The following is a 23,992-nucleotide window of genomic DNA, read 5'->3' on the forward strand; positions in this document are numbered from 1 at the left end:
GAAATGCTGAGTCCTTATATGTCGCCCGTCGAGCGGGTGTGGTTCTACAGCTTGCGGATCCTCTGCGGCTTGATCCTGTTGTTTCTGATCCTGCCGGTGCTGGTGATCGTGCCGCTGTCGTTCAACTCGGGCAGTTTTCTGGTGTACCCGCTGCAAGGCTTTTCGCTGCACTGGTATCAGGATTTCTTCGCTTCGGCGGAATGGATGCGTTCGTTGAAGAACAGCATCATCGTCGCCCCGGCGGCGACGGTACTGGCAATGGTGTTCGGCACGCTGGCGGCCATCGGTCTGACTCGTGGCGACTTCCCCGGCAAGCCGCTGGTGATGGCGCTGGTGATTTCGCCGATGGTGGTGCCGGTGGTGATCATCGGTGTGGCCAGTTACCTGTTCTTTGCGCCGCTGGGCCTGGGCAACAGTTTCTTCTCGCTGATCGTGGTGCACGCGGTGCTGGGTGTGCCGTTCGTGATCATCACGGTGTCGGCGACACTGCAGGGGTTCAACCATAATCTGGTGCGGGCGGCGGCCAGCCTTGGTGCTTCGCCACTGACCACGTTCCGTCGGGTGACCTTGCCGCTGATTGCACCGGGGGTGATTTCCGGTGCGCTGTTTGCCTTTGCGACCTCGTTCGATGAGGTGGTGGTGACGCTGTTTCTCGCAGGTCCCGAGCAGGCGACGTTGCCACGGCAGATGTTCAGCGGGATTCGCGAGAACCTGAGCCCGACGATTGCGGCGGCTGCGACGTTGTTGATTGCCTTCTCGGTGATTCTGTTGCTGACGCTGGAGTGGTTGCGTGGGCGGAGTGAGAAGCTGCGCACCGCTCAGGTCTGAACCCAGCTCGATATTGTTCCCTCGCTCCTCGTTCCAGCTCCCGAATGGAACGCGGAGCGTCCCGGGCTGCATTCCCACGCGGAGCGTGGGAACGATCAGTGTGCGGGTTGCCATTCATGCGCTGAATGACAGACAACCCGAATTCCCCAGCTACGCTTGTGCTCAGCTCCCACATCTATAAGAGGCTGCGCACGATGAGTCTTTCCTCGTTCAAGATTGCTCACAAACTGATCACCGGCGCCGGGGCCATCGAGCAACTGGCGGCCGAGCTCACGCGGCTGGATATCGACAACCCGCTGATTGTCACCGATGCCGCGCTGGTCAAGTCCGGCACGGTGGGGCTGGCGCTGGCACAGATCGGCGAGCGCGAGTACGAAATTTTCGACCGCGTGTTGCCCGATCCGGAAATCGCCATCGTCGAGGACTGCATGCGTGTCTACCGCGAAGGCGGGCATGACGGGCTGATAGGCCTCGGTGGCGGCAGTGCCATCGACATCGCCAAGAGCGTTGCGGCGTACGCCGGTTATCACGGCGCACTGGAGGATCTGTTCGGCGTCGATCAGGTGCCGCGCAAGGGCCCGCCGCTGATCGCCATTCCGACCACCGCCGGCACGGGTTCCGAAGTGACCAACGTGGCGATTCTTTCGGACAAGGTCGCCCAACTGAAGAAAGGCATCGTCAGCGATTACCTGTTGCCGGACGTGGCGCTGGTCAGTCCGCAGATGACCCTGACCTGCCCGCGCAGTGTCACCGCCGCCAGTGGCGTCGATGCGCTGGTGCATGCCATCGAATCCTATCTGTCACTGAATGCCTCGCCGATCACCGATTCGCTGGCCATCGGCGCAATCAAGTTGATCGCCCGGTCATTGCCCAAGGCCTACGCCAACCCGTCCAACCTGCAAGCCCGGGAAGACATGGCTACCGCCAGCCTGATGGCCGGCATGGCGTTCGGTAATGCCGGGGTCGGCGCGGTGCATGCGCTGGCGTATCCGCTGGGCGGGCGATTCAACATTGCTCACGGCGTCAGCAATGCGTTGCTGCTGCCGTATGTCATGACCTGGAACAAGATGGCCTGCGTCGAGCGGATGCAGGATATTGCCGAAGCCATGGGAGTGAAGACCGCTCATCTGAGTCTCAATGAAGCCGCCGATAGCGCCGTCGCGGCGATGACCGAACTGTGCGCGGCGGTGGAAATCCCGCTGGGTCTGCGCAGTTTCGGCGTGCCCGAAGAAGCGATCCCGGCCATGGCCGTGGAGGCCGCGGGAATCGAGCGCCTGATGCGCAACAACCCGCGCAAGCTCAGCGCCGCCGACATCGAGAAGATCTACCGGGCGGCGTACTGAGAACCCGCCGGTCATCGGTCATGGCACAACCCAATCATCGCGGTCACGGTGCGCGCGCGGAAACTTGAGGTATACAATGCGCGCCATCGTGATTTAGCTCAGAAAAGGTGCGTCATGCAGCCCTTCGTTATTGCTCCGTCGATTCTTTCCGCCGACTTCGCCCGCCTGGGCGAGGAAGTGGACAACGTTCTGGCCGCCGGTGCCGACTTCGTTCACTTCGATGTCATGGACAACCACTACGTGCCGAACCTGACCATCGGCCCGATGGTCTGCGCAGCGCTGCGCAAGTACGGCATCACCGCGCCGATCGACGCGCACCTGATGGTCAGCCCGGTGGATCGCATCGTCGGCGACTTCATCGAGGCCGGGGCCACCTACATCACCTTCCACCCGGAAGCCACGCTGCACGTCGATCGTTCGCTGCAACTGATCCGTGAAGGCGGCTGCAAATCCGGCCTGGTGTTCAACCCGGCGACCCCGCTGGACGTGCTCAAGTACGTGATCGACAAGGTCGACATGGTCTTGCTGATGAGCGTCAACCCGGGCTTCGGCGGGCAGAAATTCATCCCCGGCACCCTCGACAAGCTGCGTGAAGCCCGCGCGATCATCGATGCCTCGGGCCGTGACATCCGCCTGGAAATCGACGGCGGCGTCAACGTCAACAACATCCGCGAAATCGCCGCTGCCGGTGCCGACACCTTTGTCGCCGGTTCGGCGATCTTCAATGCGCCGAACTATCAGGAAGTCATCGACAAGATGCGTTCCGAACTGGCGCTGGCTCGCCCATGAGCGGTTTTGAGCAGCTGTTCCCGGGGCAACTGCCGCGGTTGGTGATGTTCGATCTGGATGGCACGCTGATCGATTCGGTACCCGACCTGGCGGCGGCGGTGGATAACATGCTGCTCTCCCTCGGGCGCAAGCCTGCCGGTATCGAGTCGGTGCGCGAGTGGGTCGGCAACGGTGCGCCGGTGCTGGTGCGCCGCGCCTTGGCCGGCGGCATCGACCATTCCTCCGTGGATGACGTCGAAGCCGAGCACGCGCTGGAAGTTTTCATGGAGGCCTACGGCGCCAGCCATGAGCTGACCGTGGTCTATCCCGGCGTGCGCGACACCCTGAAATGGCTGCACAAGCAGGGCGTGGCCATGGCGCTGATCACCAACAAGCCGGAGCGCTTCGTCGCGCCGCTGCTGGATCAGATGAAGATCGGCCGCTACTTCAAGTGGATCATCGGCGGCGATACCCTGCCGCAGAAGAAGCCTGACCCGGCGGCGCTGTTCTTCGTCATGAAGATGTCCGGCATTCCCGCCTCGCAATCGCTGTTCGTCGGCGATTCGCGCAGCGACGTGCTGGCGGCGAAAGCGGCGGGGGTCAAATGTGTCGGGCTGAGTTATGGCTACAACCATGGCCGACCGATTGCCGAGGAATCCCCGGCGCTGGTGATCGACGATCTGCGCAAGCTAATTCCCGGTTGCCTGGATACGGCCGCTGAGATAACGTTGCCCGACGCTGCTCAATCCCCTTCTGGAAACGCCATCGTGGTGGTCACCCGCAAACTCTGGATGAAAGTCATCAAGGCCCTGGCCCGCTGGCGTTGGCGCGCCTGACTTGTTCCTGGCCGGCCTGCCGGCGCGTTTGCACACCTGACTGATTTGCACCTCACACCACGAGGCACCCTATGATCCGCGAAGAATTCCTGCGTCTGGCCGCTGACGGCTACAACCGCATCCCGCTGGCCTGCGAAACCCTGGCAGACTTCGACACCCCGCTGTCGATCTACCTGAAACTGGCCGACCAGCCCAACTCCTACTTGCTCGAATCGGTGCAGGGCGGCGAGAAATGGGGCCGTTACTCGATCATCGGCCTGCCGTGCCGCACCGTGCTGCGGGTTCATGATCATCACGTCAGCATCACCGTCGATGGCGTCGAGACCGAAAGCCACGATGTCGAAGACCCGCTGGCCTTCGTCGAAGCCTTCAGGGCCCGCTACAACGTGCCGACCATTGCCGGTCTGCCGCGCTTCAACGGCGGTCTGGTGGGTTACTTCGGTTACGACTGTGTGCGTTATGTAGAGAAGCGCCTTGGCAAATGCCCGAATCCGGATCCGCTGGGCGTGCCGGACATTCTGCTGATGGTCTCCGATGCGGTGGTGGTGTTCGACAACCTCGCCGGCAAGATGCACGCGATTGTGCTGGCCGATCCGGCGCAGGCCGATGCCTACGAGCAGGGCCAGGCGCAATTGCAGCAACTGCTGGGAAAACTGCGTCAGCCGATCACCCCGCGCCGTGGCCTGGATTTCAGCAAGCAGCAGGCAGCCGAGCCGGTGTTCCGCTCCAGTTTTACCCAGGACGACTACGAAAAAGCCGTCGACACCATCAAGGAATACATCCTCGCCGGTGACTGCATGCAGGTCGTGCCGTCCCAGCGTATGTCGATCGACTTCAAGGCGGCGCCGATCGATCTGTACCGTGCGCTGCGTTGCTTCAACCCGACGCCGTACATGTACTTCTTCAACTTCGGCGATTTCCACGTCGTCGGCAGTTCACCGGAAGTGCTGGTACGGGTCGAAGACAACCTGATCACCGTGCGCCCGATTGCCGGCACCCGTCCTCGCGGGGCTACCGAAGAAGCGGACGTGGCGCTGGAAGAAGACCTGCTGTCCGACGACAAGGAGATCGCCGAGCACCTGATGCTGATCGACCTCGGTCGCAACGACACCGGGCGCGTATCGGAAATCGGCTCGGTGAAACTTACCGAGAAGATGGTCATCGAGCGTTATTCCAACGTGATGCACATCGTGTCCAACGTCACCGGCCAGTTGAAGGCCGGGCTGACGGCGATGGACGCACTGCGGGCGATCCTGCCGGCGGGCACCTTGTCCGGCGCACCGAAGATCCGCGCGATGGAAATCATCGACGAGCTGGAGCCGGTCAAGCGTGGTGTGTACGGCGGCGCGGTCGGATACTTCGCCTGGAACGGCAACATGGACACCGCGATTGCGATCCGCACAGCGGTGATCAAGAACGGCGAACTGCATGTGCAGGCCGGTGGCGGCATCGTCGCCGACTCGGTGCCGGCGCTGGAGTGGGAAGAAACCATCAACAAGCGCCGGGCGATGTTCCGCGCTGTTGCGCTGGCCGAGCAAACCCCGGACTGAGTCATTGATGATTCAGCCTAAAAAAACGCGGCGCCTGTGAAGGCGCCGCGTTTTTTTTGCCTGCGAATCAGAAGTCGAGCGCTACGCCGACGTTGATCCCTTGCTGGGTGAAGTCGTCATCCTTGCGGATGTCGTAGCTGGCACGTAATGCCAGATCCTTGGTGAGGTTGTGGCTCACGCCCAGGTTCAGGCGGTTCAGGTTGGTCTGAGGGGTATAGCCGGCCAGGGTGTAGCGGTTGTTCGGCAGGCTGTTGAGGTTCATCGTCACATGCTGGGTGTCGTCGTTGTACTCGCGCTCGTGGGCCAGTTCGCCGAACACCTGGGTCTGCGAGGTGATCTGGTACTTGCCCTGGATCCCGAGGCCGAGGCGCCGGGAGATGCGCGACTGGTCATCGAACGTCAGCGCGGTGGAGTCGGCGCCGTTTTCCGAGTAACCATCGACTTCAACCTTGGCGAAATCGGCGCTGACGAACGGCGACAGGTGCCATGGGCTGCTTGCCACTGGCGCAATGTCGTAACCCACGCGTCCGCTGAAGGCCAGAACATAGCCGTCGGTATCGCCTTTCTCGCCGCGTTCGTTGATCCCCAGCTGGAATTTGCGTTTGAGGCTGTCGTAATCCAGATGCCCGGCGGTCACGGCGGCGTCACCCCACCAGCGGTTCTGCTGGTACTGGGCGAACGCGGTGCCCAGATAAGTGTTCAGCTTGTAGTCCGAGTCGTTGTCGCCGGCCTCGAGTTTCTGGTTGTAGAAACCGGCCGCCACGCCCACGCGCCAGGCGTCGTTGAGACGGTAGCTGCCGCCGATGTTCAGGTTATAACCATTGCCGTCGGCGCTGGCGCCGCTGCGCTGGCTGTCGAAGTCCTGATGCTGGCCACCACCGGCGACAATCGCCCGCCATTGGCCAACGGCCTGCCAGTTTTCCCAATCCGCCAACCACTGGTTGCGCAGTTCATCCTGATGCGAGCGCAAGGTGCCTTGGGCCATTTGTGGCAACAGGGTCGCTTCCCATGGCGCGGCCAGCAGCGAGTAGGCGTAATCGGCAATCAGGCGCTGCCCGGCTTCGGTCGGGTGGACGGCATCGTTGTAGATCAGCTTTGTCGGGTCCGGGGTGGCGCTGTTGATGCCATACCGGGCGTTCTCGGTGCAGCTGTTGCCGCTGAAGCAGGTGCCGACCAGGTTCTGATCGGTCGCCAGACCAAATTGCGCCGGATTGGCGAATGCCTCTTTGAGCAGGACCGGCACGTTCAGCGGAATCACGTTGGCATTGACGCTCTGCAACTGGCTGACCAGTTCGGAGTTGAACTGGGCGCTGAGTTGCGAGGTAAAGGCCTGCAACGGCGATCCGTTGATGGCCGGGGTCAGGCCGATGTCCGGCAACAGCCAGACCATGATGTAGCGGGCGCCGGCACCTTGCAGTGTGCGTACGCTGTCGACCAGTCGATCGGCGGCGGCATTCGCCTGAGGCAGGCTGGTGACGCGGCCCTGGAGGAAGTCGTTGCCGCCTCCGGTCAGGTAATACAAGGCATTCGGGTCGGCGCGGAAACCGTTCGACGGCAGATAACCGGCGCGGGTGCGTTCGCCGGTGGCGGACTGGCTGGTGATCGAGTCGAGAATCTGGTCGGTGCGGTAGCCGCCGACAGCCCAGTTGTTACCGTCCGGCTGGCCTTGGCCGGCACGAACTGCCGAGGACGAGGAGGCGGTTTGATCCGGCGTGAAGCCGAGTCGGCCACCGAGCAGTTGCGTCGAGTTCAGCGAGCGGAGTTCACCGCTGCCGTCCAGGTACACCGGACCGGTGCGGTTGGTGTAGCGCTGCGTGGCGCCGGCCGGGCCGCCGCTGTCGGTGAAAGTCCCCGCATCGCTCAGGCTGTCGCCGAAGACCACGAAATTCGAATAAGGATTGGGTGCGGCGTTCGCCTGGGCGCAGGCCATCGCGAGCAGGCATCCGGCGAGCGGTACAAACAACGTTTGTTTGATCATGAGCAAGTCCGTTTATTTATTGTTGTAGTGAACGAAACGACAGTACCAAAAACTTCCGGCGATTTGCCATCGGTCGTCAACCCTCCCATTGTTTTATCCCCCACGGCCCCGGCCATATTGCACGCTCCGCCCAGCTAAGTTACTGTGCCGAAACGTATGAACGAGACCTTCCCCGTGTTGATCACCAGCAAACTTCTGGATCAAGTCATCAAGGCACACGCCCGCTGGCGTTGGCGCGCCTGAATCTTTTCTGCCGGCCCTGCCGGATCTGTATCGCTTTGCCTTCCTTGCCCGTTTGAAATGCCGCTGTGCCGATGCGACCTGCGCGTCTGACCGTGTGCAGCGCCTGGCAAGTCATCCGAAGGCTGTCTTCAAGTCAGAATTCAAGAGGTTCGAAACGCCATGTTGCTGATGATCGACAACTACGACTCCTTTACTTACAACGTTGTGCAATACCTCGGCGAGCTGGGTGCCGAGGTCAAAGTGGTGCGCAACGACGAACTGACCATCGCCGAAATCGAAGCGCTCAACCCTGAGCGGATCGTCGTATCCCCGGGCCCGTGCACACCGACCGAAGCCGGCATCTCCATCGAAGCCATCAAGCACTTCGCCGGCAAACTGCCGATCCTCGGTGTCTGCCTCGGTCACCAGTCCATCGGCCAGGCTTTTGGCGGCGATGTTGTCCGTGCCCGGCAAGTGATGCACGGTAAGACTAGCCCGGTATTCCACGAGGACAAGGGTGTGTTTGCCGGGCTGAATCACCCGCTGACCGTCACCCGCTATCATTCCCTGATCGTCAAACACGAAACGTTGCCCGATTGCCTGGAGCTGACCGCGTGGACCCAGCACGATGACGGTTCGGTCGACGAAATCATGGGCCTGCGTCACAAGACCCTGAATATCGAGGGCGTACAGTTCCACCCCGAATCGATCCTGACCGAACAGGGCTATGAACTGTTCGCCAACTTCCTCAAACAAACCGGCGGCACGCGCTAAGGACTTTCCATGAATATCAAGACAGCCCTGAGCCGTATCGTCGATCACCTCGACCTCAGCACCGATGAAATGCGCGACGTGATGCGCGAAATCATGACCGGCCAATGCACTGACGCGCAGATCGGCGCGTTCATGATGGCCATGCGCATGAAGAGCGAGAGCATCGACGAGATCGTCGGCGCCGTGTCGGTGATGCGCGAACTGGCGGACAAGGTCGAACTCAAGACCCTCGACGGCGTGGTCGATGTGGTCGGCACCGGCGGTGACGGGGCGAATATTTTCAACGTGTCGACCGCGTCTTCCTTCGTGGTCGCTGCGGCCGGTTGCACCGTGGCCAAGCACGGTAACCGTGCCGTATCGGGCAAGAGCGGCAGTGCCGACCTGCTGGAAGCCGCCGGCATCTACCTCAACCTGACCCCGGTTCAGGTGGCGCGCTGCATCGACAACGTCGGCATCGGTTTCATGTTTGCCCAGACTCACCACAAAGCCATGAAGTACGCCGCCGGCCCGCGCCGCGATCTCGGCCTGCGTACCCTGTTCAACATGCTTGGCCCGCTTACGAATCCGGCCGGTGTGAAACATCAGGTGGTGGGCGTGTTCACCCCGGCGCTGTGCCGGCCGTTGGCTGAAGTCTTGCAGCGCCTGGGCAGCAAGCACGTGCTGGTGGTGCATTCGAAAGACGGTCTGGACGAATTCAGCCTGGCGGCGCCGACGTTTGTCGCCGAGCTGAAGGACGATCAGATCACCGAATATTGGGTCGAGCCGGAAGATCTGGGCATGAAGAGCCAGAGCCTGCACGGTCTGTCGGTCGAAGGCCCGGAAGCCTCGCTGGCGCTGATCCGCGATGCGCTGGGCAAGCGCAAGACCGAGAACGGTCAGAAGGCTGCCGAAATGATCGTGCTCAATGCCGGTGCGGCGCTGTACGCAGCCGACCTGGCGACAAGTCTGAAAGAGGGCGTGGCACTGGCCCACGACGCTCTGCACACCGGTCTTGCTCGGGAAAAACTCGAGGAGTTGGGTGCCTTTACCGCGGTATTCAAAGTGGAGAATGAGGGATGAGTGTACCGACGGTTCTGGAAAAAATTCTGGCCCGCAAGGTTCAGGAAGTCGCCGAGCGTAGCGCTCGCGTCAGCCTGAGCGAGCTGGAAAGTCTGGCCAAGGCGGCCGATGCACCCCGTGGTTTTGCCCAGGCATTGCTGGCGCAGGCCAAGAAGAAACAACCGGCAGTGATCGCCGAAATCAAGAAGGCGTCGCCGAGCAAGGGCGTGATCCGCGAGAACTTCGTTCCCGCCGACATCGCCAAAAGCTACGAGAAGGGTGGGGCGACCTGCCTGTCGGTGCTGACCGACATCGACTACTTCCAGGGCGCCGATGCCTACCTGCAACAGGCCCGCGCGGCCTGCTCGCTGCCGGTGATCCGCAAGGACTTCATGATCGATCCGTACCAGATCGTCGAGGCCCGTGCCTTGGGCGCCGATTGCGTGCTGCTGATCGTCTCCGCGCTGGATGACGTGAAAATGGCCGAACTGGCGTCGGTGGCCAAAGACGTTGGCCTCGATGTGCTGGTGGAAGTGCACGACGGCGATGAGCTGGAGCGCGCGTTGAAAACCCTCGACACGCCGCTGGTCGGGGTCAACAACCGCAACCTGCACACCTTTGACGTGAGCCTGGAAACCACCCTCGACCTGCTGCCGCGCATCCCGCGCGATCGTCTGGTCATCACCGAGAGCGGGATCCTCAACCGTGTCGATGTCGAGCTTATGGAAATCAGCGACGTTTACGCGTTCCTGGTCGGCGAAGCGTTCATGCGCGCCGAAAACCCGGGCATCGAACTGCAACGTCTGTTCTTCCCTGAGCGCGGCGTACCGGTGAGCGGTTCGACCCTCGACTGATCGAGTCTTCGCAGGCGCCCGTCCCCCTGTGGGAGCGGGCTTGCCCGCGAAGGCGGCATAAGATTCACCTCAGACTCAACGTCCTATGGAAACCTTATGATCCCCACGTCCCTGACCATCGAAGCCGGTCTGCAAGCCGAACAGGATTTGCTGGCCTCGGTCTGCGCGGGTGATGCCGAATTCGGCTTGTTGTTCTGGCAGCCCAGCGACCGCGCCTTGGTCATGCCGCGCCGTTTGAACCGCTTGCCCGGATTCGATCACGCCTGTGAAGTCTCCGCTGCTGCCGGCTGGCCGGTGTTGCTGCGTGAAACCGGCGGCGAACCTGTTCCGCAGTCGGCTTCGACCATCAACATTGCACTGGTCTACGCACCGCCTCGCAGCGAAGGCGATCTGAACCGTATCGAAACCGGTTACCGGCGTCTGTGTGATCCGATCTGTGAGTTGCTGGATGAGTTGGGTGGCACTTCGTCGCTGGGGGAAATCGACGGTGCGTTCTGCGACGGTCGCTTCAACGTCAATCTCGACGGTCGCAAGATGGTCGGCACCGCTCAGCGCTGGCGCCAGAGTCAGGGTGGTCAGCGTCCGGTGGGGTTGGTGCACGGGGCGATGCTGGTGGATGACGAACGTGAGTCGATGGTCGCGGCGGTCAACCGCTTCAACGAAGCGTGTGGTCTGGAGCAGCGGGTACGCGCTGCCAGCCACATCGCTTTGCATGAGAAATTCCCGGCGCCCCATGCACTGGCGCGTCTCGATGAACTCTTTCGTTTGATGCTGGCGCAGATCTACGCCGGCTGAGTTTTGGCACTCAGCGAGTGCCGAAGACCACCATGGTCTTGCCTTTCACATCCACCAGGTTGCGTTCCTCAAGATCCTTGAGCACGCGACCGACCATCTCTCGCGAACAACCGACAATCCGGCCGATTTCCTGACGGGTCACCTTGATCTGCATGCCGTCCGGGTGAGTCATGGCATCCGGTTGTTTGCACAGCTCCAGCAGGCAGCGAGCGACACGGCCGGTGACGTCGAAGAATGCCAGGTCGCCAACCTTGCGCGTGGTGTTGCGCAGGCGTTGTGCGATTTGTCCGCTGAGCACGTAAAGAATGTCTGGATCCTGCTGCGACAATTCGCGGAACTTGGCGTAGCTGATTTCCGCGACTTCGCATTCGACCTTGGCCCGCACCCAGGCGCTGCGCTGCTGTTCTTGGCCGGCCTCTTCGAAAAGGCCCAGCTCGCCGAAGAAGTCCCCGGCATTCAGGTACGCGATGATCATCTCGCGGCCGTCGTCGTCCTCGATCAGGATCGTGACCGAACCGCGGATGATGAAGTACAGCGTGTCGGAGCGATCCCCGGCGCAGATGATGTTGCTCTTGGCCGCGTGACGCCGGCGTTGGCAATGCATCAGCAGCTTGTCGAGGTTCTTGATTTTGGGTGTGGGGGTAATACCAACCATGGTTGTATCCCGAAAAGACTGCACGGTTATATTTGGTTTTTATATGAGGCGCTGAGACGGTCGCTACACAGTCTGGCGAAGGCGCCAGTGAATTGGCGCCAGCTTACCAGACACTTCGTCGAAATTTCGAGAAATCACCTACGTTAAAGGTGCATCCGTCCTAGGAACGTGCTCGCTGTCCGGGCAGGGCCCTGTGCTAAGCTGGCGACCCTTTTTTCTACAGTGGAGTCTTGGCGATGAAGGCACGCATCCAATGGGCTGGCGAAGCCATGTTCCTCGGCGAATCCGGCAGCGGTCATGTCGTGGTCATGGACGGTCCGCCGGACGCCGGTGGTCGTAACCTGGGTGTCCGCCCGATGGAAATGCTCCTGCTGGGCGTCGGCGGTTGCAGCAATTTCGACGTGGTCAGCATTTTGAAGAAGTCCCGTCAGGCCGTTGAAAGCTGCGAAGCCTTTCTGGAAGCCGAGCGCGCGACCGAAGATCCGAAAGTGTTCACCAAGATCCACATGCACTTTGTGGTCAAGGGCCGTGGCCTGAAAGAAGCCCAGGTCAAACGCGCCATCGAGCTGTCTGCAGAGAAGTATTGCTCGGCCTCGATCATGCTCGGCGCCGCCGGTGTAGCGATCACCCACGACTATGAAATCGTCGAACTCGGCTGAGCCGACATTCAACTATCATAAAAGCAGTGCAGACTCTGGCGATCCCCCGCTGACGTCTGCATAATGCGCCACTTTTTTCAGGGCCGTGATCAGTCAACCGACGGGTCATCCGCCTGAACAGATAACCAAAATCGCCATCGCGAAGAGGTGTTAACCGTCCTACGCAGGTGCGTTGTTCGCACTTGACGGGCATGCTTGATCACGCGGCCGTGCCGCATACATAGAGAGTTTTTAACGGTGAAAAGCAAACTCAAGCTCCACGGGTTCAATAACCTGACAAAGACCTTGAGCTTCAACATCTATGACATCTGCTACGCGGAAACCCCGCAAGACCAGCAGGCTTACGTCGAGTACATCAATCAAGAGTACAACGCCGAACGCCTGACGCAGATCCTCACGGAAGTTGTCGAAATCATTGGTGCCAACATTCTGAACATTGCGAGTCAGAACTATGAGCCTCAGGGTGCCAGCGTCACGATTCTGATCTCGGAAGAGCCGGTGACCCCGACCGAAAGCCAGATCGAAGAGTCCCCGGGCCCGTTGCCCGAAATCATCCTGGCCCACCTCGACAAGAGCCACATCACGGTGCACACCTACCCGGAAATTCATCCGGACGCCGGTATTGCGACCTTCCGTGTGGACATCGATGTGTCGACCTGTGGTGTCATTTCACCGCTTAAAGCGCTCAATTTCCTCATTCACCAGTTCGACTCGGACATCGTGACCGTGGATTACCGTGTGCGCGGCTTCACCCGTGACGTTGAAGGCAACAAGCACTTCATCGACCACGAGATCAACTCGATTCAGAACTACCTTTCCGATGACACTCGCGACGCGTACCAGATGACTGACGTGAACGTTTATCAGGAAAACCTGTTCCACACCAAAATGCTGCTGAAGAACTTCGAACTGGACAACTACCTGTTCGGCGATGCCACCAGCAACCTGTCGGCTGAGCAACGCGCTCAGGTGACCGAGCGTGTGAAACACGAAATGCTGGAAATCTTCTACGCGCGCAATATGCCGAGCTAAGAAATCCGGGCACAAAAAAGGCGACTGCTTCGCGGCAGTCGCCTTTTTTGCGGGCGTTTTTCAGATCCGGTAAGTGCTCTTGGTCATCACTTTGGCCAGCAGACTCATGCCGAATTTCACCGGCGCCGGGAAGCGGAAACCGCCGGCCTCCAGTGCACTTTCCGCGTGATGTTCTTCATCGATACGCATCTGTTCCAGAATCGCCCGGGATTTTTCATCCTCGGCCGGCAGTTGTTCCAGATGTTCGTTCAGATGCTTGCAAACCTGATGCTCGGTGGCGGCGACAAACCCGAGGCTGACCTTGTCGCTGATCAGTCCGGCGACTGCGCCGATCCCGAACGACATGCCGTAGAAAAGCGGATTGAGCACGCTGGTGTGGCTGCCCAACTGGTGAATGCGCTGTTCGCACCAGACCAGATGATCGATCTCTTCTTCGGCCGCATGTTCCATGGCCTCACGCACTTGCGGCAGCTTGGCGGTCAGCGCCTGGCCCTGATACAGCGCCTGGGCACAGACTTCGCCGGTATGGTTGATGCGCATCAGGCCGGCGACGTGGCGGGTGTCTTCATCGCTCATTTGCACATCAGGCTGCACGATCGCCGGTGACGGACGGTACGGCTGGCCGCTGAAGGGCAGCAGGGTACGCATCGCAGCATCGGCTTGCAGCAGAAGACGATCAATGGGCGAGTAGTGACGTTGGGTAGTCATGCTGACCTCCGGGAAGAATCTCGGCGGCCAGTTTAACCGAATCGGCCGGGGAAGGTTTGCGCTGGGTCATGTGGGAGCAGGGCGCTCCCACCGAGCCTGCAGTTCAATCAGCCCGGAGGCCAGTTCATCTGGCGTTGGCCGAGCACGTGCATGTGAATGTGGTAGACCGTCTGTCCGCCCATTTCATTGCAGTTCATCACCACCCGGAAGCCTTCCTCGCAACCCAGCTCCAGCGCCAGACGCTGGGCGGTGAACAGGATGTGCCCGGCCAGTGCCTTGTCGTCTTCGGTCAGGTCGTTGAGGGTGCGCACCGGTTTCTTCGGGATCACCAGAAAATGCACCGGTGCCTGTGGGGCGATGTCGTGGAACGCCAGAACCTGGTCGTCCTCGTAGATGATCTTCGCCGGGATTTCCCGGTTGATGATCTTGGTGAACAGAGTATCCACAGCTGTTTTCTCCGTTGTTTGGGCTGGCCTGAGTGTACTCATAGGGGGATAAGCCCGCCCAGTGTTTTGCCGTAGGGCTTTTCAGCGCGGGCAGTAAGCCTTGTTGACCATGCCGACAATCGTGCGATTGAGCCAGCGCGAACCGAGCCGAGGTAGAAAGGCGAACCAGCGGTTTCGGCGTCCGGGAATGATAATCGCGCGGTTTTTCTCCAGGGCGCGCACGGTATACAGCGCAACCTCCTCGGGACTCATCAGCAGTTTGCTGGCGTTGAGCTTGTCGTTGTTCAGTTGCGCGGTGCGAAAGAACGCGGTGCGGGTCGGGCCGGGGCAGAGCACCGACACCTTGACCGCGCACTTCTTCAGTTCCACCCGCAGTGCTTCCGAGAAGTGCAACACGTACGCCTTGCTGGCGTAGTAGGTGCTCATCCAGGGCCCGGGGTTGAAGGCCGCCACCGACGCGACATTGAGAATCTGCCCGCCACCCTGCAACGCCATGCTGTTGCCGATGGCATGGCAGAGCCGGGTGAGGGCGAGGATGTTCACTTCGATCAGATCCTGTTCGGTCATCCAGTCCTGGGCCAGGAACGGGCCGCAAGTACCGATGCCGGCACAGTTGACCAGCAGATCGATCTGCCGGTCGCCTTCTTCAAGCTCCAGCAGGAAACCGGACAGGCGCAGCGGTTCGCCAAGGTCACAGGCGCGGAACAGCACCTCAACGCCAAAGCGCTGGGTCAGTTCAATCGCAATGCTTTCCAGCTGATCACGCTGGCGAGCCACCAGAATCAGGCTGCGGCCACGGCGTGCCAGGGCTTCGGCCATGGCCAGGCCGATGCCGCTGGAGGCGCCGGTGATCAGAGCGTAACGGGTCATGCAAATCTCCATCGCAACAGCGCCGCGCCGTGGACGCAGGTGTCACGGCGGGGAGCGTTGTTCATTCTTTCGCAGAGTCTACAGGGGCGAGGGCGGCTTCGGCTGCATCGTCTGCCGAATTCGCGGCGGGTTCGACTTCGACATCAATTTCATCGGTGGTCACCGAACCACTCTCGTAGCTGCTTTCAAGGCTGCTTTCATACTCCTGCTGGATGGCGGTGATCCCGCCCAGCATGCCACCCACAAAAAACAGCCCTATAAACACTATCCACAGAGAGCACAGTACTTTGACCGCCGTGCTGTTTGGCGGAGGTGGTGGGCCATAGCGGTTGGCCCCGGTGTTGCCCGGTACGACCATGATTACCAGCGGGAAGAAACTGCCCACGAACGGCACCAGCGTCAGCAGCCAGAGCCACCCGGACCAGCCGATATCGTGCAGGCGCTGAATGCTGAACAGGATGCCGACGATCGCGAAGGCCAGGAACAGGAAGAAGGCGAGGAGACCGCCGATGATCAGCCCCGTCGTCGAGTCGGCGCTGACCAGGCCCAGGCCGATCAGCGCGAACACGCTGACGATTGGCAGGGTTACCAGGCTCAACACCATCGACCAAGCCAGGTAACGCAAACGGCCGATCCGGCCCTCGACGCTGAACGGCTTTAGCGGCGCGAACGCCGGCAGGCTTTCACCGACAGCGGCGCGAGGTGGCGCATAAGGCGAGTCAGGTTCCGTCACAGCGGCACTTTGCTCGTGGACATCCGAAAGATTCAGTTCGATGGGCGTTTCTGTTTCGATCCGGGCATCGATCCCGGTCTTGCCCAGCGCTTGCAGATAAGTCTGCGCATCGCTGTGCGACAGATCACGCTTGAGCGCGACGGTGCGGCCACTGAACAGGCGCTCGATGGCGGCGACATCGCTTTTGAACAGGTCGGCCAGGTTGAGCTTGGCCGTGGTGATATCGACGCCGGGCTGGAGCGCGCCGTCGAAAACGATCTTGTAACGGGGTTCGCTCATGGCCGAGGCATCCTTGTCGCGAGATAAGTTGAGTGATTGCAGTCTGTCAGTGCCAGACCAGTCCTCTGGCAGCGACTGGCCGGATTTGTTCAGCGTGGCCAGCGTTTGGGTAACTGTGCTGCGTGTTGCAGGGCCTGGCGATACTCCGCATCAAGACGCGCCACCAGTTGATCCACGCTTGGCAGATCGTCGATCTGACCTACGCCCTGACCCGCCGACCACACGGTTTTCCAGGCCTTGGCTTCGTCGTTGATCGGCTTGAGCTTGTCGCCGAAGTTCACTTCACCCTTGCCCTGCAGGGCTGCCATGTCGAAACCGGCGGCCTCCAGGCTTTGGCGCATGAAGCTGGCCGGAACACCGGACACGGCAGGAGTATGAATGATGTCGGCGGCTTTGGCAGTCAGCAGCATCTGCTTGTAGGCGTCAGGCGCATGACTTTCAGTGGTGCCGATAAATCGCGTGCCGAAGTAGGCCAGATCCGCGCCGAGCAGTTGTGCGGCGAGAATCTCATGCCCATGGTTCAAACATCCTGCAAGCAACAGGGTCTTGTCGAAGAACTCGCGGATCTCGGCAATCAGCGAAAACGGGCTCCAGGTTCCGGCGTGCCCACCGGCACCGGCTGCGACGGCGATCAAACCGTCGACACCTGCTTCGGCGGCTTTCTCGGCATGGCGGCGGGTTGTTACGTCGTGGAAGACCAGGCCACCGTAACTGTGCACCGCATCCACCAGCTCTTTGACGGCCCCCAGGCTGGTAATGACGATGGGGACTTTGTGTTCGACGCAGATGTTCAGGTCAGCCTGCAGGCGTGGGTTGCTGTGGTGGACGATCAGGTTCACCGCGTACGGCGCCGGGTTCTCCAATGTCGCCAGGCCTGCTTCGATCTGCTCCAGCCAGGCCTTGAACCCGCTGCTTTCGCGTTGGTTCAGCGCCGGGAAGCTGCCAACCACGCCGTTGCGGCAGCACGCCAGCACCAGTTCAGGATTGGAAATCAGGAACATCGGTGCCGCCACCACAGGCAGGCGCAGACGTTGTTCGAGCAGAGCGGGCAGCGACATCGGAAGTACCCCGGAAAGTTGTATTTGTTGAAGTTAGAACGGCTTGACCACGACCAGAATTACGATAGCCAGCAATAGCAGAACCGGCACTTCATTGAACCAGCGATAAAAGACATGGCTGCGGGTGTTCTCGCCACGGGCAAAACGTTTTACCTGCGCGCCGCACATGTGGTGGTAGCCGATCAACAGCACGACCAGGGTCAGTTTGGCGTGGATCCAGCCACCGCTGCTGAAGATGCTCGGGTTCAGATAGATCAGCCAGCCACCGAAGATCAGCGCGGCGATCATTGCCGGGCCCATGATGCCGCGATAGAGCTTGCGCTCCATGATGCTGAAGCGTTCCTTGCTGATCGTGTCTTCACTTTGCGCGTGATAAACGAACAGTCGCGGAAGATAGAAGAGGCCGGCAAACCAGCACACGATGCTGACGATATGCAGCGCTTTGATCCACAGATAGAGCATTTTGGGTTATTCCCTGATTCACGGTAGGCCCGATAGTAGAGGCTTGAGCGTCCGCACGTCACCTTGGCGGTTGTCGCAGGGGCGCGCGGCCCCTATTATCGACGGCTTTCCAGTGGGTTCGTTGAGGGCAGGTTTATGGTCAAGGTCGGTATCGTCGGCGGCACGGGTTACACCGGTGTCGAACTGCTGCGTCTGTTGGCACAGCATCCGCAGGCAGAAGTGGTGGTCATCACTTCCCGATCCGAGGCCGGTCTGGCCGTGGCTGATATGTACCCGAACCTGCGCGGTCACTACGACGGTCTGGCATTCAGCGTGCCTGACATCAAGACCCTGGGCGCTTGCGACGTGGTGTTCTTCGCCACTCCGCACGGCGTTGCCCACGCACTGGCCGGCGAGTTGCTGGCGGCCGGCACCAAGGTCATCGACCTGTCGGCAGACTTCCGTCTGCAGGACGCTGATGAATGGGCCAAGTGGTACGGTCAGCCGCACGGCGCGCCGGAGCTGCTGGACGAAGCGGTTTACGGCTTGCCGGAAGTCAATCGTGAGCAGATCAGGAAAGCACGTCTGATCGCGGTGCCGGGTTGCTATCCGACCGCGACACAGCTGGGTTTCCTGCCGTTGCTTGAGGCGGGCATTGCCGACGCTTCGCACCTGATCGCCGACTGCAAGTCCGGTGTCAGCGGTGCCGGTCGTGGTGCTGCCGTAGGCTCGCTGTACTCCGAGACGTCGGAAAGCATGAAGGCTTATGCGGTGAAAGGTCACCGCCATCTGCCGGAAATTCGTCAGGGGCTGCGTCGTGCGGCGGGCAAGGATGTCGGTCTGACTTTCGTGCCGCACCTGACGCCGATGATCCGTGGCATTCACTCCACGCTCTACGCGACCGTGGTGGATCGTTCGGTGGATCTGCAGGCGTTGTTCGAGAAGCGTTATGCCAATGAGCCGTTCGTCGACGTGATGCCGGCTGGTAGCCATCCAGAAACCCGTAGTGTGCGTGGCGCCAACGTCTGCCGCATCGCGGTTCACCGCCCGCAGGATGGTGATCTGGTGGTAGTGCTCTCGGTGATCGACAACTTGGTCAAGGGCGCGTCGGGCCAGGCGGTGCAGAACATGAACATTCTGTTCGGGCTGGATGAGCGTTTGGGTCTGTCCCACGCCGGCATGCTGCCGTAACGACTGATCTTGCTTGGCAAAAAGGCCCGTTTGACGGGCCTTTTTGCATTCTGGTCGGCTGATCAGCTTTATTGATATACCGTAACAATAGTTGACCGATTTTCTAGGACAAGCGGATAATGCGCGTCATCACGCATTATGGCGGCGTAACGCCGGGAGAAAGTCAGCATGAGCGTCGAATCCTTCACCCCCACGGCTTTGCAATTCACTCAAGGTGCCGCGCACAAGGTGAAGAGCCTGGTCGATGAAGAGGGGAATGATCGCTTGAAGCTGCGCGTATTCGTTACGGGCGGCGGTTGTTCAGGGTTTCAGTACGGCTTCACCTTCGATGAAGATGTGGCCGAGGACGACACCATCGTCGAGCGCGAAGGCGTCAGTCTGGTGGTCGATCCGATGAGCTTCCAGTACCTGGCAGGTGCCGAGGTGGATTATCAGGAAGGTCTGGAAGGTTCGCGTTTCGTGATCAAGAACCCGAATGCCACCACCACTTGTGGTTGCGGCTCCTCGTTCTCGATCTGAACGCGCTTCACCGAACACAATAAAACGCCGCAGAACCTCACGGTTCTGCGGCGTTTTGTTATCTGCGATTTGTCAGTTGGGGTAGATGGCACCGAGTACGCGCAGGCCTTTGGCGCCGGTGACGCTCGGGCGATTGGCGGCGATCCCTTCAAGGCAGCAATGGGCCAGCCAGGCGAAGGCCATGGCCTCGACCCAGTCCGGATCGACACCGTGGGTCGCGGTGCTGGCGACCTTGGCATTCGGCAGCAGCCCGGCCAGGCGTTTCATTAGTGTGGCGTTGTGGGCGCCGCCCCCGCAGACCAGAAGCTCTTCGGTATTCGATTGAGCGCCTTGCAGCGATTCGACGATGGTCAGCGCCGTCAGTTCGAGCAATGTCGCCTGTACGTTTTCGGGTGCGAAACCTGGCAGACGCGACAGTTGCTGCTCCAGCCAGGGCAGGTTGAAGACTTCGCGGCCGGTGCTCTTCGGGCCTTGGGTCACGAAAAACGGATCGCTGAGCAGAGCTTTCAGCAGGGTCGGCTCGACCTTGCCGCTGGCTGCCCACTGCCCGTTGCGGTCGTAGTTCTCGCCCCGTTGCTGATGAATCCAGGCGTCCATCAGCACATTCCCCGGCCCACAGTCGAAACCGGCTACAGGCTTGTTCGGCTCAATCAGACTGAGATTACTGAAACCGCCGACATTCAGGACTGCACGGTTACCGGTACGCTCTTCGAACAACGCTTCATGAAAGGCCGGAACCAAAGGAGCGCCCTGGCCGCCGGCGGCTACATCGCGGCTGCGGAAGTCACTGACGACTGTAATGCCGGTCAGCTCGGTCAGCAGGGCAGGGTTGCCGATCTGTACCGTGAAACCACGCGCCGGTTCATGGCGAATGGTCTGGCCGTGGCTGCCGATCGCGCGAATGGCTTCAGGCTTGAGCTGTTGCTGTTCCAGAAGGGTATGGATCCCTCGTGCGGCGAGCTTCACCCAGTTCTGCTGGGCAATCGCCGAGCGGGCGATCTCGTCAGGGCCGCTGGCGCACAAGCCAAGCATCTCGGCGCGCAGGGTGTCAGGCATAGGGATGTAGTGCGTGGCGACCAGATTGATCGCCGAGGATTGCTCAATCAGGGCGATGTCCAACCCATCGAGACTGGTGCCGGACATCACGCCGATATACAGAGCCATGGCTTAACGTTTGCTCGAAGCCAGCATGGTGGCTTTTTCCTGATCCATGCGAGCCATCAGTGGCTGGCTCTGCGCCAAGAAGCGAGCACGTTCGGATTTGGCGATCGGGTCGGCCATCGGCAGTTTCTGACCCAATGGATCGACGTGAACGCCGTTGACCTGGAATTCATAGTGCAGGTGCGGTCCGGTGGACAGGCCGGTGGTGCCGATGTAACCGATCACCTGGCCCTGTTTCACGGTGCCGCCAGTCTTCACGCCCTTGGCGAAGCCCTGCATGTGGCCATACAGCGTGCGGTAAGTGTTGCCGTGCTGGATGATCACGGTGTTGCCGTAACCGCCGCGGCGGCCGGCCAGCAGCACTTTGCCGTCGCCGGCAGCCTTGATCGGCGTACCACGTGGGGCGGCGTAATCGACGCCTTTGTGGGCGCGGATCTTGTTGAGGATCGGGTGTTTGCGGCCCATGGAGAATTTCGAGCTGATGCGGGCGAAGTCCACCGGTGTACGGATGAACGCCTTGCGCATGCTGTTGCCATCAGCAGTGTAGTAGCTGCTGTTGCCCTGTTTGTTGGTGTAACGCACGGCGGTGTAAGTCTTGCCGCGGTTGGTGAAGCGGGCTGACAGGATCGGGCCGTTGCCAACCGCTTTGCCATTCACCACTTTCTGTTCGTAGATCACATCGAATTCGTCGCCCTGGCGGATATCCTGGGCGAAGTCGACGTCGTAGCCAAAGACACTGGCCATGTCCATGGTCAGGCTGTGGGACAGGCCTGCGCGGGCGGCGGACTGCGACAGCGAGCTGTTGATCACACCGTGCACATAAGCGGTGCGAACAGTGGGTTTGGCGGTAACGCGGTTGAACACATAACCCTTGTCGTTCTTGGTCAGGGTGATGGTTTCAACGTCGCTGACCTTGCTGTGCAGGTTGGTCAGCTGGCCTTGTGGGTTCAATTCGAATTCGAGTTTCTGGCCATGTTTGAGCTGGCTGAATTGCTTGGCCTGTTTATCGCTGGCCAGCACTTCATGGACGGCCGCGGCCGGCAGGCCGACTTTCTCGAACAGTGTAGAAAGCGTATCGCCCTTGGAGACGATCACTTCCCTGTGATTCGGGGCCTTCTTTTCTTCGACTACCGGTGTCGGCGCTGGTGCGGCCTGGGCGGTTTCCTGCGGTTCTTCGGTGCTGTTTTCGATCTGCGCGAAAGGGGAGGCTACGGATTCGTTTGTGGCTTGAGCCGCGTCGGCAGCGTCTTGATCTTGTGTCAGTTGTTCAACAGGACTTTCCAGTTCAAGGCTCAGCGTTGTCTTTTTGGCTTCAACATCACTGGATGGAAACACCAGGAGCGCCAGACTGAGAAGGGCGGCGATCCCACTTGCGGCGAGCAGGTGGGTCTTCGGGTAAAGCGGTGGCGCTTTAGACGGTTCAGTGGTCATAAGTAATTTGACTTTGAAAAAGATGAATTGGAAAAGATGAATGACATGATGAAGATGAAATAACTGTATAAAATATAACCAAATCATCTTTGAAGCAAGTCTGCGGGCGCCATGTCCGTGGATTGGTGTCCGTGCGCCGGGCAAAACTTGTATTTGGTGCACGATCTTGTATGGTTGGTTCCCTTTGAATCTGAGCCTTGCGGGTCTGTTATGAAGTCGGTTGAAGAGCAGCTAGCGCTGATTAAACGTGGTGCGGAAGAACTTTTGGTCGAGTCCGAGCTGATCGAAAAGCTCAAGCGTGGCCAGCCGCTGCGAATCAAGGCCGGCTTCGATCCAACTGCGCCGGATCTGCACCTTGGCCACACTGTGCTTATTAATAAGCTGCGCCAGTTCCAGGAGCTGGGGCATCAGGTGATCTTCCTTATTGGTGATTTCACCGGAATGATCGGTGATCCGAGCGGCAAGAGTGCCACGCGGCCTCCGTTGACCCGTGAGCAGGTTCTGGAAAACGCCGAGACCTACAAGACTCAGGTTTTCAAGATTCTTGATCCGGCGAAAACCGAAGTCGCGTTCAACTCCACCTGGATGGATCAGATGGGGCCTGCGGACTTTATTCGTCTGACTTCGCAGTACACCGTTGCTCGTATGCTCGAGCGTGATGACTTCGATAAGCGCTACACCACCAATCAGCCGATTGCCATTCACGAATTTCTCTATCCGCTGGTTCAGGGTTATGACTCTGTCGCGTTGCGCGCTGACGTTGAGCTGGGTGGTACCGATCAGAAGTTCAACCTGCTGATGGGGCGTGAGCTGCAGCGTGGTTATGGTCAGGAAGCACAGTGCATCCTGACGATGCCGTTGCTTGAAGGTCTGGATGGTGTGAAGAAGATGTCCAAGTCGCTGGGCAACTACGTCGGTATCCAGGAAGCGCCGGGTGTCATGTACAGCAAGCTGGTTTCGATTCCCGACGCGTTGATGTGGCGCTACTTCGAGCTGCTAAGCTTCCGTTCGATGGATGAGATCAATGCGTTCCGTGCCGACGTAGAGGCGGGAGCTAATCCTCGCGATATCAAGATCAAGCTGGCCGAAGAGGTTGTTGCGCGCTTCCATGGTGAAGAGGCTGCGGCCAATGCTCACCGTGGTGCGGGTAATCGTATGAAGGATGGTGAGTTGCCGGATGATCTGCCAGAGGTCGAACTGACTGCTGCCGAGGATATGCCGATTGCTGCTGTCCTTAATAAAGCGGGGCTGGTGAAGAACTCTGCCGCTGCTCGTGATCTGCTGGCTTCCGGCGGGGTACGTATAGATGGCGAGGTTGTTGATCGCTCCTTTATATACGTACTGGGTGCGACTCACGTTTGTCAGGCCGGCAAGAAGGCTTTTGCACGAATTACGCTGAAATCCGGATAAAGTTGAAATAAGGGGTTGACGGCGAATTCTGGATGTCTATAATTCGCCCCACTTCCGGCGCAGTCGAAACGGAAAACTCCTTGAGATTCAATGAGTTAAGTAGGTTTCGAAGCGGGTCGCTTCAGTTTATCGAGGCCTGGAAGGAGTTGGAAATGCCGGTCTGTTTGGCGCTTTCAATGGTTCGATCTTCTCGGTCGAAAGCGGAGAAAAAGAGGTGTTGACAGCAGCGTGTAACGCTGTAGAATTCGCCTCCCGCTAACGAGAGATCGGAAGCGCAAGTGGTTGAAGTTGTTGAGGAAATCTTCGAAAACTTCTGAAAATAATCACTTGACAGCAAATGAGGCTGCTGTAGAATGCGCGCCTCGGTTGAGACGAAAGATCTTAACCAACCGCTCTTTAACAACTGAATCAAG

Annotated in this window: 25 protein-coding genes; 14 read left to right on the forward strand and 11 right to left on the reverse strand. The window is 59.9% G+C overall.

Annotated features, from left to right (window positions below; all coding sequences use genetic code 11):
* Window positions 1-3 precede the first annotated feature (3 nt).
* The 5 genes from CAF77_RS03485 to trpE all read left to right on the forward strand — a co-directional run bounded on the left by CAF77_RS03485 (window position 4) and on the right by trpE (window position 5,325).
* Window positions 4-828 carry an ABC transporter permease gene (locus tag CAF77_RS03485; RefSeq protein ID WP_011336198.1) on the forward strand — a complete coding sequence of 275 codons (825 nt, stop codon included), beginning with the start codon at window positions 4-6 and terminating at the stop codon, window positions 826-828.
* Window positions 829-1,022: 194 nt separating this feature from the next.
* Window positions 1,023-2,171, forward strand: coding sequence for an iron-containing alcohol dehydrogenase (locus CAF77_RS03490; protein ID WP_064380364.1), 1,149 nt, complete (start codon window positions 1,023-1,025; stop codon window positions 2,169-2,171).
* Between the two features lie 114 nt (window positions 2,172-2,285).
* Window positions 2,286-2,960 (forward strand): ribulose-phosphate 3-epimerase, encoded by a 675-nt coding sequence (gene rpe, locus CAF77_RS03495; protein WP_003228808.1) that lies wholly within the window; start codon window positions 2,286-2,288, stop codon window positions 2,958-2,960.
* Entirely contained in the window at window positions 2,957-3,775 is an 819-nt protein-coding gene (locus tag CAF77_RS03500) for a phosphoglycolate phosphatase (RefSeq protein ID WP_064380366.1), read from the forward strand. The genes rpe and CAF77_RS03500 overlap by 4 nt, the downstream gene beginning before the upstream one ends.
* A gap of 71 nt (window positions 3,776-3,846) precedes the next feature.
* Complete coding sequence (gene trpE, locus CAF77_RS03505) at window positions 3,847-5,325, forward strand: anthranilate synthase component I (protein ID WP_064380368.1); 1,479 nt, start codon at window positions 3,847-3,849, stop codon at window positions 5,323-5,325.
* Between the two features lie 67 nt (window positions 5,326-5,392).
* Here trpE and estP read toward each other — a convergent pair whose 3' ends face one another.
* Window positions 5,393-7,303 carry an esterase EstP gene (gene estP, locus CAF77_RS03510; protein ID WP_064380371.1) on the reverse strand — a complete coding sequence of 637 codons (1,911 nt, stop codon included), beginning with the start codon at window positions 7,301-7,303 and terminating at the stop codon, window positions 5,393-5,395.
* A 402-nt stretch (window positions 7,304-7,705) separates the two neighbouring features.
* Between estP and CAF77_RS03515 the strand changes: the two genes are divergently transcribed.
* The 4 genes from CAF77_RS03515 (at window position 7,706) to CAF77_RS03530 (ending at window position 10,986) form a co-directional block, all read left to right on the forward strand.
* A complete protein-coding gene (locus CAF77_RS03515) occupies window positions 7,706-8,299 on the forward strand; it encodes an aminodeoxychorismate/anthranilate synthase component II (protein WP_085654027.1) in 594 nt (197 codons plus the stop codon).
* Window positions 8,300-8,308: 9 nt separating this feature from the next.
* Window positions 8,309-9,358 (forward strand): anthranilate phosphoribosyltransferase, encoded by a 1,050-nt coding sequence (gene trpD / locus CAF77_RS03520; RefSeq protein ID WP_039768098.1) that lies wholly within the window; start codon window positions 8,309-8,311, stop codon window positions 9,356-9,358.
* Window positions 9,355-10,191 (forward strand): indole-3-glycerol phosphate synthase TrpC, encoded by an 837-nt coding sequence (trpC, locus tag CAF77_RS03525; RefSeq protein ID WP_085654028.1) that lies wholly within the window; start codon window positions 9,355-9,357, stop codon window positions 10,189-10,191. The genes trpD and trpC overlap by 4 nt, the downstream gene beginning before the upstream one ends.
* Before the next feature lie 96 nt (window positions 10,192-10,287).
* On the forward strand, window positions 10,288-10,986 hold the full coding sequence (locus CAF77_RS03530) for a lipoate--protein ligase family protein (RefSeq protein WP_011336191.1): 699 nt from the start codon (window positions 10,288-10,290) through the stop codon (window positions 10,984-10,986).
* A 10-nt stretch (window positions 10,987-10,996) separates the two neighbouring features.
* On the opposite strand, the gene crp is transcribed toward CAF77_RS03530, so the two are convergent.
* Window positions 10,997-11,641: a cAMP-activated global transcriptional regulator CRP gene (crp, locus tag CAF77_RS03535; RefSeq protein WP_011336190.1), complete on the reverse strand. Its 645-nt coding sequence runs from the start codon at window positions 11,639-11,641 to the stop codon at window positions 10,997-10,999.
* A 236-nt stretch (window positions 11,642-11,877) separates the two neighbouring features.
* On the opposite strand from crp, the gene CAF77_RS03540 reads away from it, so the two are divergent.
* Window positions 11,878-12,300: an OsmC family protein gene (locus tag CAF77_RS03540; RefSeq protein ID WP_003228794.1), complete on the forward strand. Its 423-nt coding sequence runs from the start codon at window positions 11,878-11,880 to the stop codon at window positions 12,298-12,300.
* Window positions 12,301-12,537: 237 nt separating this feature from the next.
* Window positions 12,538-13,332, forward strand: a complete 795-nt coding sequence (gene speD / locus CAF77_RS03545) for an adenosylmethionine decarboxylase (RefSeq protein WP_064380377.1) — start codon at window positions 12,538-12,540, stop codon at window positions 13,330-13,332.
* A 60-nt stretch (window positions 13,333-13,392) separates the two neighbouring features.
* On the opposite strand, the gene coq7 is transcribed toward speD, so the two are convergent.
* The 6 genes from coq7 to hemJ form a co-directional block, all read right to left on the reverse strand.
* The gene (coq7, locus tag CAF77_RS03550) at window positions 13,393-14,040 is read right to left on the reverse strand and encodes a 2-polyprenyl-3-methyl-6-methoxy-1,4-benzoquinone monooxygenase (protein ID WP_007956317.1); all 648 of its coding nucleotides are present in this window, start codon (window positions 14,038-14,040) and stop codon (window positions 13,393-13,395) included.
* A gap of 107 nt (window positions 14,041-14,147) precedes the next feature.
* Window positions 14,148-14,486: a histidine triad nucleotide-binding protein gene (locus CAF77_RS03555; RefSeq protein ID WP_007956318.1), complete on the reverse strand. Its 339-nt coding sequence runs from the start codon at window positions 14,484-14,486 to the stop codon at window positions 14,148-14,150.
* 81 nt (window positions 14,487-14,567) lie between these two features.
* Window positions 14,568-15,356, reverse strand: coding sequence for an SDR family oxidoreductase (locus tag CAF77_RS03560; protein ID WP_007956321.1), 789 nt, complete (start codon window positions 15,354-15,356; stop codon window positions 14,568-14,570).
* Between the two features lie 61 nt (window positions 15,357-15,417).
* On the reverse strand, window positions 15,418-16,368 hold the full coding sequence (locus tag CAF77_RS03565; protein ID WP_064380379.1) for a DUF805 domain-containing protein: 951 nt from the start codon (window positions 16,366-16,368) through the stop codon (window positions 15,418-15,420).
* 89 nt (window positions 16,369-16,457) lie between these two features.
* Window positions 16,458-17,426, reverse strand: a complete 969-nt coding sequence (locus CAF77_RS03570) for a nitronate monooxygenase family protein (RefSeq protein WP_064380380.1) — start codon at window positions 17,424-17,426, stop codon at window positions 16,458-16,460.
* A 33-nt stretch (window positions 17,427-17,459) separates the two neighbouring features.
* Window positions 17,460-17,888: a protoporphyrinogen oxidase HemJ gene (gene hemJ / locus CAF77_RS03575; protein ID WP_011336184.1), complete on the reverse strand. Its 429-nt coding sequence runs from the start codon at window positions 17,886-17,888 to the stop codon at window positions 17,460-17,462.
* A gap of 135 nt (window positions 17,889-18,023) precedes the next feature.
* Here hemJ and argC point away from each other — a divergent pair, with 135 nt between their 5' ends.
* On the forward strand, window positions 18,024-19,058 hold the full coding sequence (gene argC, locus CAF77_RS03580; RefSeq protein WP_011336183.1) for an N-acetyl-gamma-glutamyl-phosphate reductase: 1,035 nt from the start codon (window positions 18,024-18,026) through the stop codon (window positions 19,056-19,058).
* A 168-nt stretch (window positions 19,059-19,226) separates the two neighbouring features.
* Entirely contained in the window at window positions 19,227-19,577 is a 351-nt protein-coding gene (gene erpA / locus CAF77_RS03585; RefSeq protein WP_003228776.1) for an iron-sulfur cluster insertion protein ErpA, read from the forward strand.
* Between the two features lie 72 nt (window positions 19,578-19,649).
* Here the strand turns inward: erpA and CAF77_RS03590 are convergent, their stop codons facing one another.
* Both CAF77_RS03590 and CAF77_RS03595 read right to left on the reverse strand, forming a co-directional pair.
* Complete coding sequence (locus tag CAF77_RS03590) at window positions 19,650-20,741, reverse strand: anhydro-N-acetylmuramic acid kinase (RefSeq protein WP_064380382.1); 1,092 nt, start codon at window positions 20,739-20,741, stop codon at window positions 19,650-19,652.
* Window positions 20,742-20,744: 3 nt separating this feature from the next.
* Window positions 20,745-22,169, reverse strand: coding sequence for a peptidoglycan DD-metalloendopeptidase family protein (locus tag CAF77_RS03595; protein WP_064380384.1), 1,425 nt, complete (start codon window positions 22,167-22,169; stop codon window positions 20,745-20,747).
* 210 nt (window positions 22,170-22,379) lie between these two features.
* On the opposite strand from CAF77_RS03595, the gene tyrS reads away from it, so the two are divergent.
* Window positions 22,380-23,579 (forward strand): tyrosine--tRNA ligase, encoded by a 1,200-nt coding sequence (gene tyrS / locus CAF77_RS03600; protein ID WP_064380386.1) that lies wholly within the window; start codon window positions 22,380-22,382, stop codon window positions 23,577-23,579.
* Between the two features lie 121 nt (window positions 23,580-23,700).
* Here the strand turns inward: tyrS and CAF77_RS29435 are convergent.
* Window positions 23,701-23,992 (reverse strand): hypothetical protein (locus CAF77_RS29435; RefSeq protein ID WP_085713961.1); only part of this gene is annotated, 292 nt, incomplete at its 5' end.

The sequence above is a fragment of the Pseudomonas sp. R15(2017) genome (assembly GCF_002112685.1).
Classification (GTDB): domain Bacteria; phylum Pseudomonadota; class Gammaproteobacteria; order Pseudomonadales; family Pseudomonadaceae; genus Aquipseudomonas; species Aquipseudomonas glycinae.

Excerpts from the sequence above, each read along its gene's own strand:
- rpe (WP_003228808.1), top strand. The coding sequence starts at position 2,286 with ATGCAGCCCTTCGTTATTGCTCCGTCGATTCTTTCCGCCGACTTCGCC.
- trpD (WP_039768098.1), top strand. The coding sequence starts at position 8,309 with ATGAATATCAAGACAGCCCTGAGCCGTATCGTCGATCACCTCGACCTC.
- trpC (WP_085654028.1), top strand. The coding sequence starts at position 9,355 with ATGAGTGTACCGACGGTTCTGGAAAAAATTCTGGCCCGCAAGGTTCAG.
- CAF77_RS03595 (WP_064380384.1), bottom strand. The coding sequence starts at position 22,169 with ATGACCACTGAACCGTCTAAAGCGCCACCGCTTTACCCGAAGACCCAC.
- CAF77_RS03530 (WP_011336191.1), top strand. The coding sequence starts at position 10,288 with ATGATCCCCACGTCCCTGACCATCGAAGCCGGTCTGCAAGCCGAACAG.
- CAF77_RS03570 (WP_064380380.1), bottom strand. The coding sequence starts at position 17,426 with ATGTCGCTGCCCGCTCTGCTCGAACAACGTCTGCGCCTGCCTGTGGTG.
- coq7 (WP_007956317.1), bottom strand. The coding sequence starts at position 14,040 with ATGACTACCCAACGTCACTACTCGCCCATTGATCGTCTTCTGCTGCAA.
- crp (WP_011336190.1), bottom strand. The coding sequence starts at position 11,641 with ATGGTTGGTATTACCCCCACACCCAAAATCAAGAACCTCGACAAGCTG.
- estP (WP_064380371.1), bottom strand. The coding sequence starts at position 7,303 with ATGATCAAACAAACGTTGTTTGTACCGCTCGCCGGATGCCTGCTCGCG.
- tyrS (WP_064380386.1), top strand. The coding sequence starts at position 22,380 with ATGAAGTCGGTTGAAGAGCAGCTAGCGCTGATTAAACGTGGTGCGGAA.
- erpA (WP_003228776.1), top strand. The coding sequence starts at position 19,227 with ATGAGCGTCGAATCCTTCACCCCCACGGCTTTGCAATTCACTCAAGGT.
- CAF77_RS03560 (WP_007956321.1), bottom strand. The coding sequence starts at position 15,356 with ATGACCCGTTACGCTCTGATCACCGGCGCCTCCAGCGGCATCGGCCTG.
- CAF77_RS03540 (WP_003228794.1), top strand. The coding sequence starts at position 11,878 with ATGAAGGCACGCATCCAATGGGCTGGCGAAGCCATGTTCCTCGGCGAA.
- argC (WP_011336183.1), top strand. The coding sequence starts at position 18,024 with ATGGTCAAGGTCGGTATCGTCGGCGGCACGGGTTACACCGGTGTCGAA.
- CAF77_RS03500 (WP_064380366.1), top strand. The coding sequence starts at position 2,957 with ATGAGCGGTTTTGAGCAGCTGTTCCCGGGGCAACTGCCGCGGTTGGTG.
- CAF77_RS03515 (WP_085654027.1), top strand. The coding sequence starts at position 7,706 with ATGTTGCTGATGATCGACAACTACGACTCCTTTACTTACAACGTTGTG.
- CAF77_RS03490 (WP_064380364.1), top strand. The coding sequence starts at position 1,023 with ATGAGTCTTTCCTCGTTCAAGATTGCTCACAAACTGATCACCGGCGCC.
- CAF77_RS03565 (WP_064380379.1), bottom strand. The coding sequence starts at position 16,368 with ATGAGCGAACCCCGTTACAAGATCGTTTTCGACGGCGCGCTCCAGCCC.
- CAF77_RS03485 (WP_011336198.1), top strand. The coding sequence starts at position 4 with ATGCTGAGTCCTTATATGTCGCCCGTCGAGCGGGTGTGGTTCTACAGC.
- trpE (WP_064380368.1), top strand. The coding sequence starts at position 3,847 with ATGATCCGCGAAGAATTCCTGCGTCTGGCCGCTGACGGCTACAACCGC.
- CAF77_RS03590 (WP_064380382.1), bottom strand. The coding sequence starts at position 20,741 with ATGGCTCTGTATATCGGCGTGATGTCCGGCACCAGTCTCGATGGGTTG.
- hemJ (WP_011336184.1), bottom strand. The coding sequence starts at position 17,888 with ATGCTCTATCTGTGGATCAAAGCGCTGCATATCGTCAGCATCGTGTGC.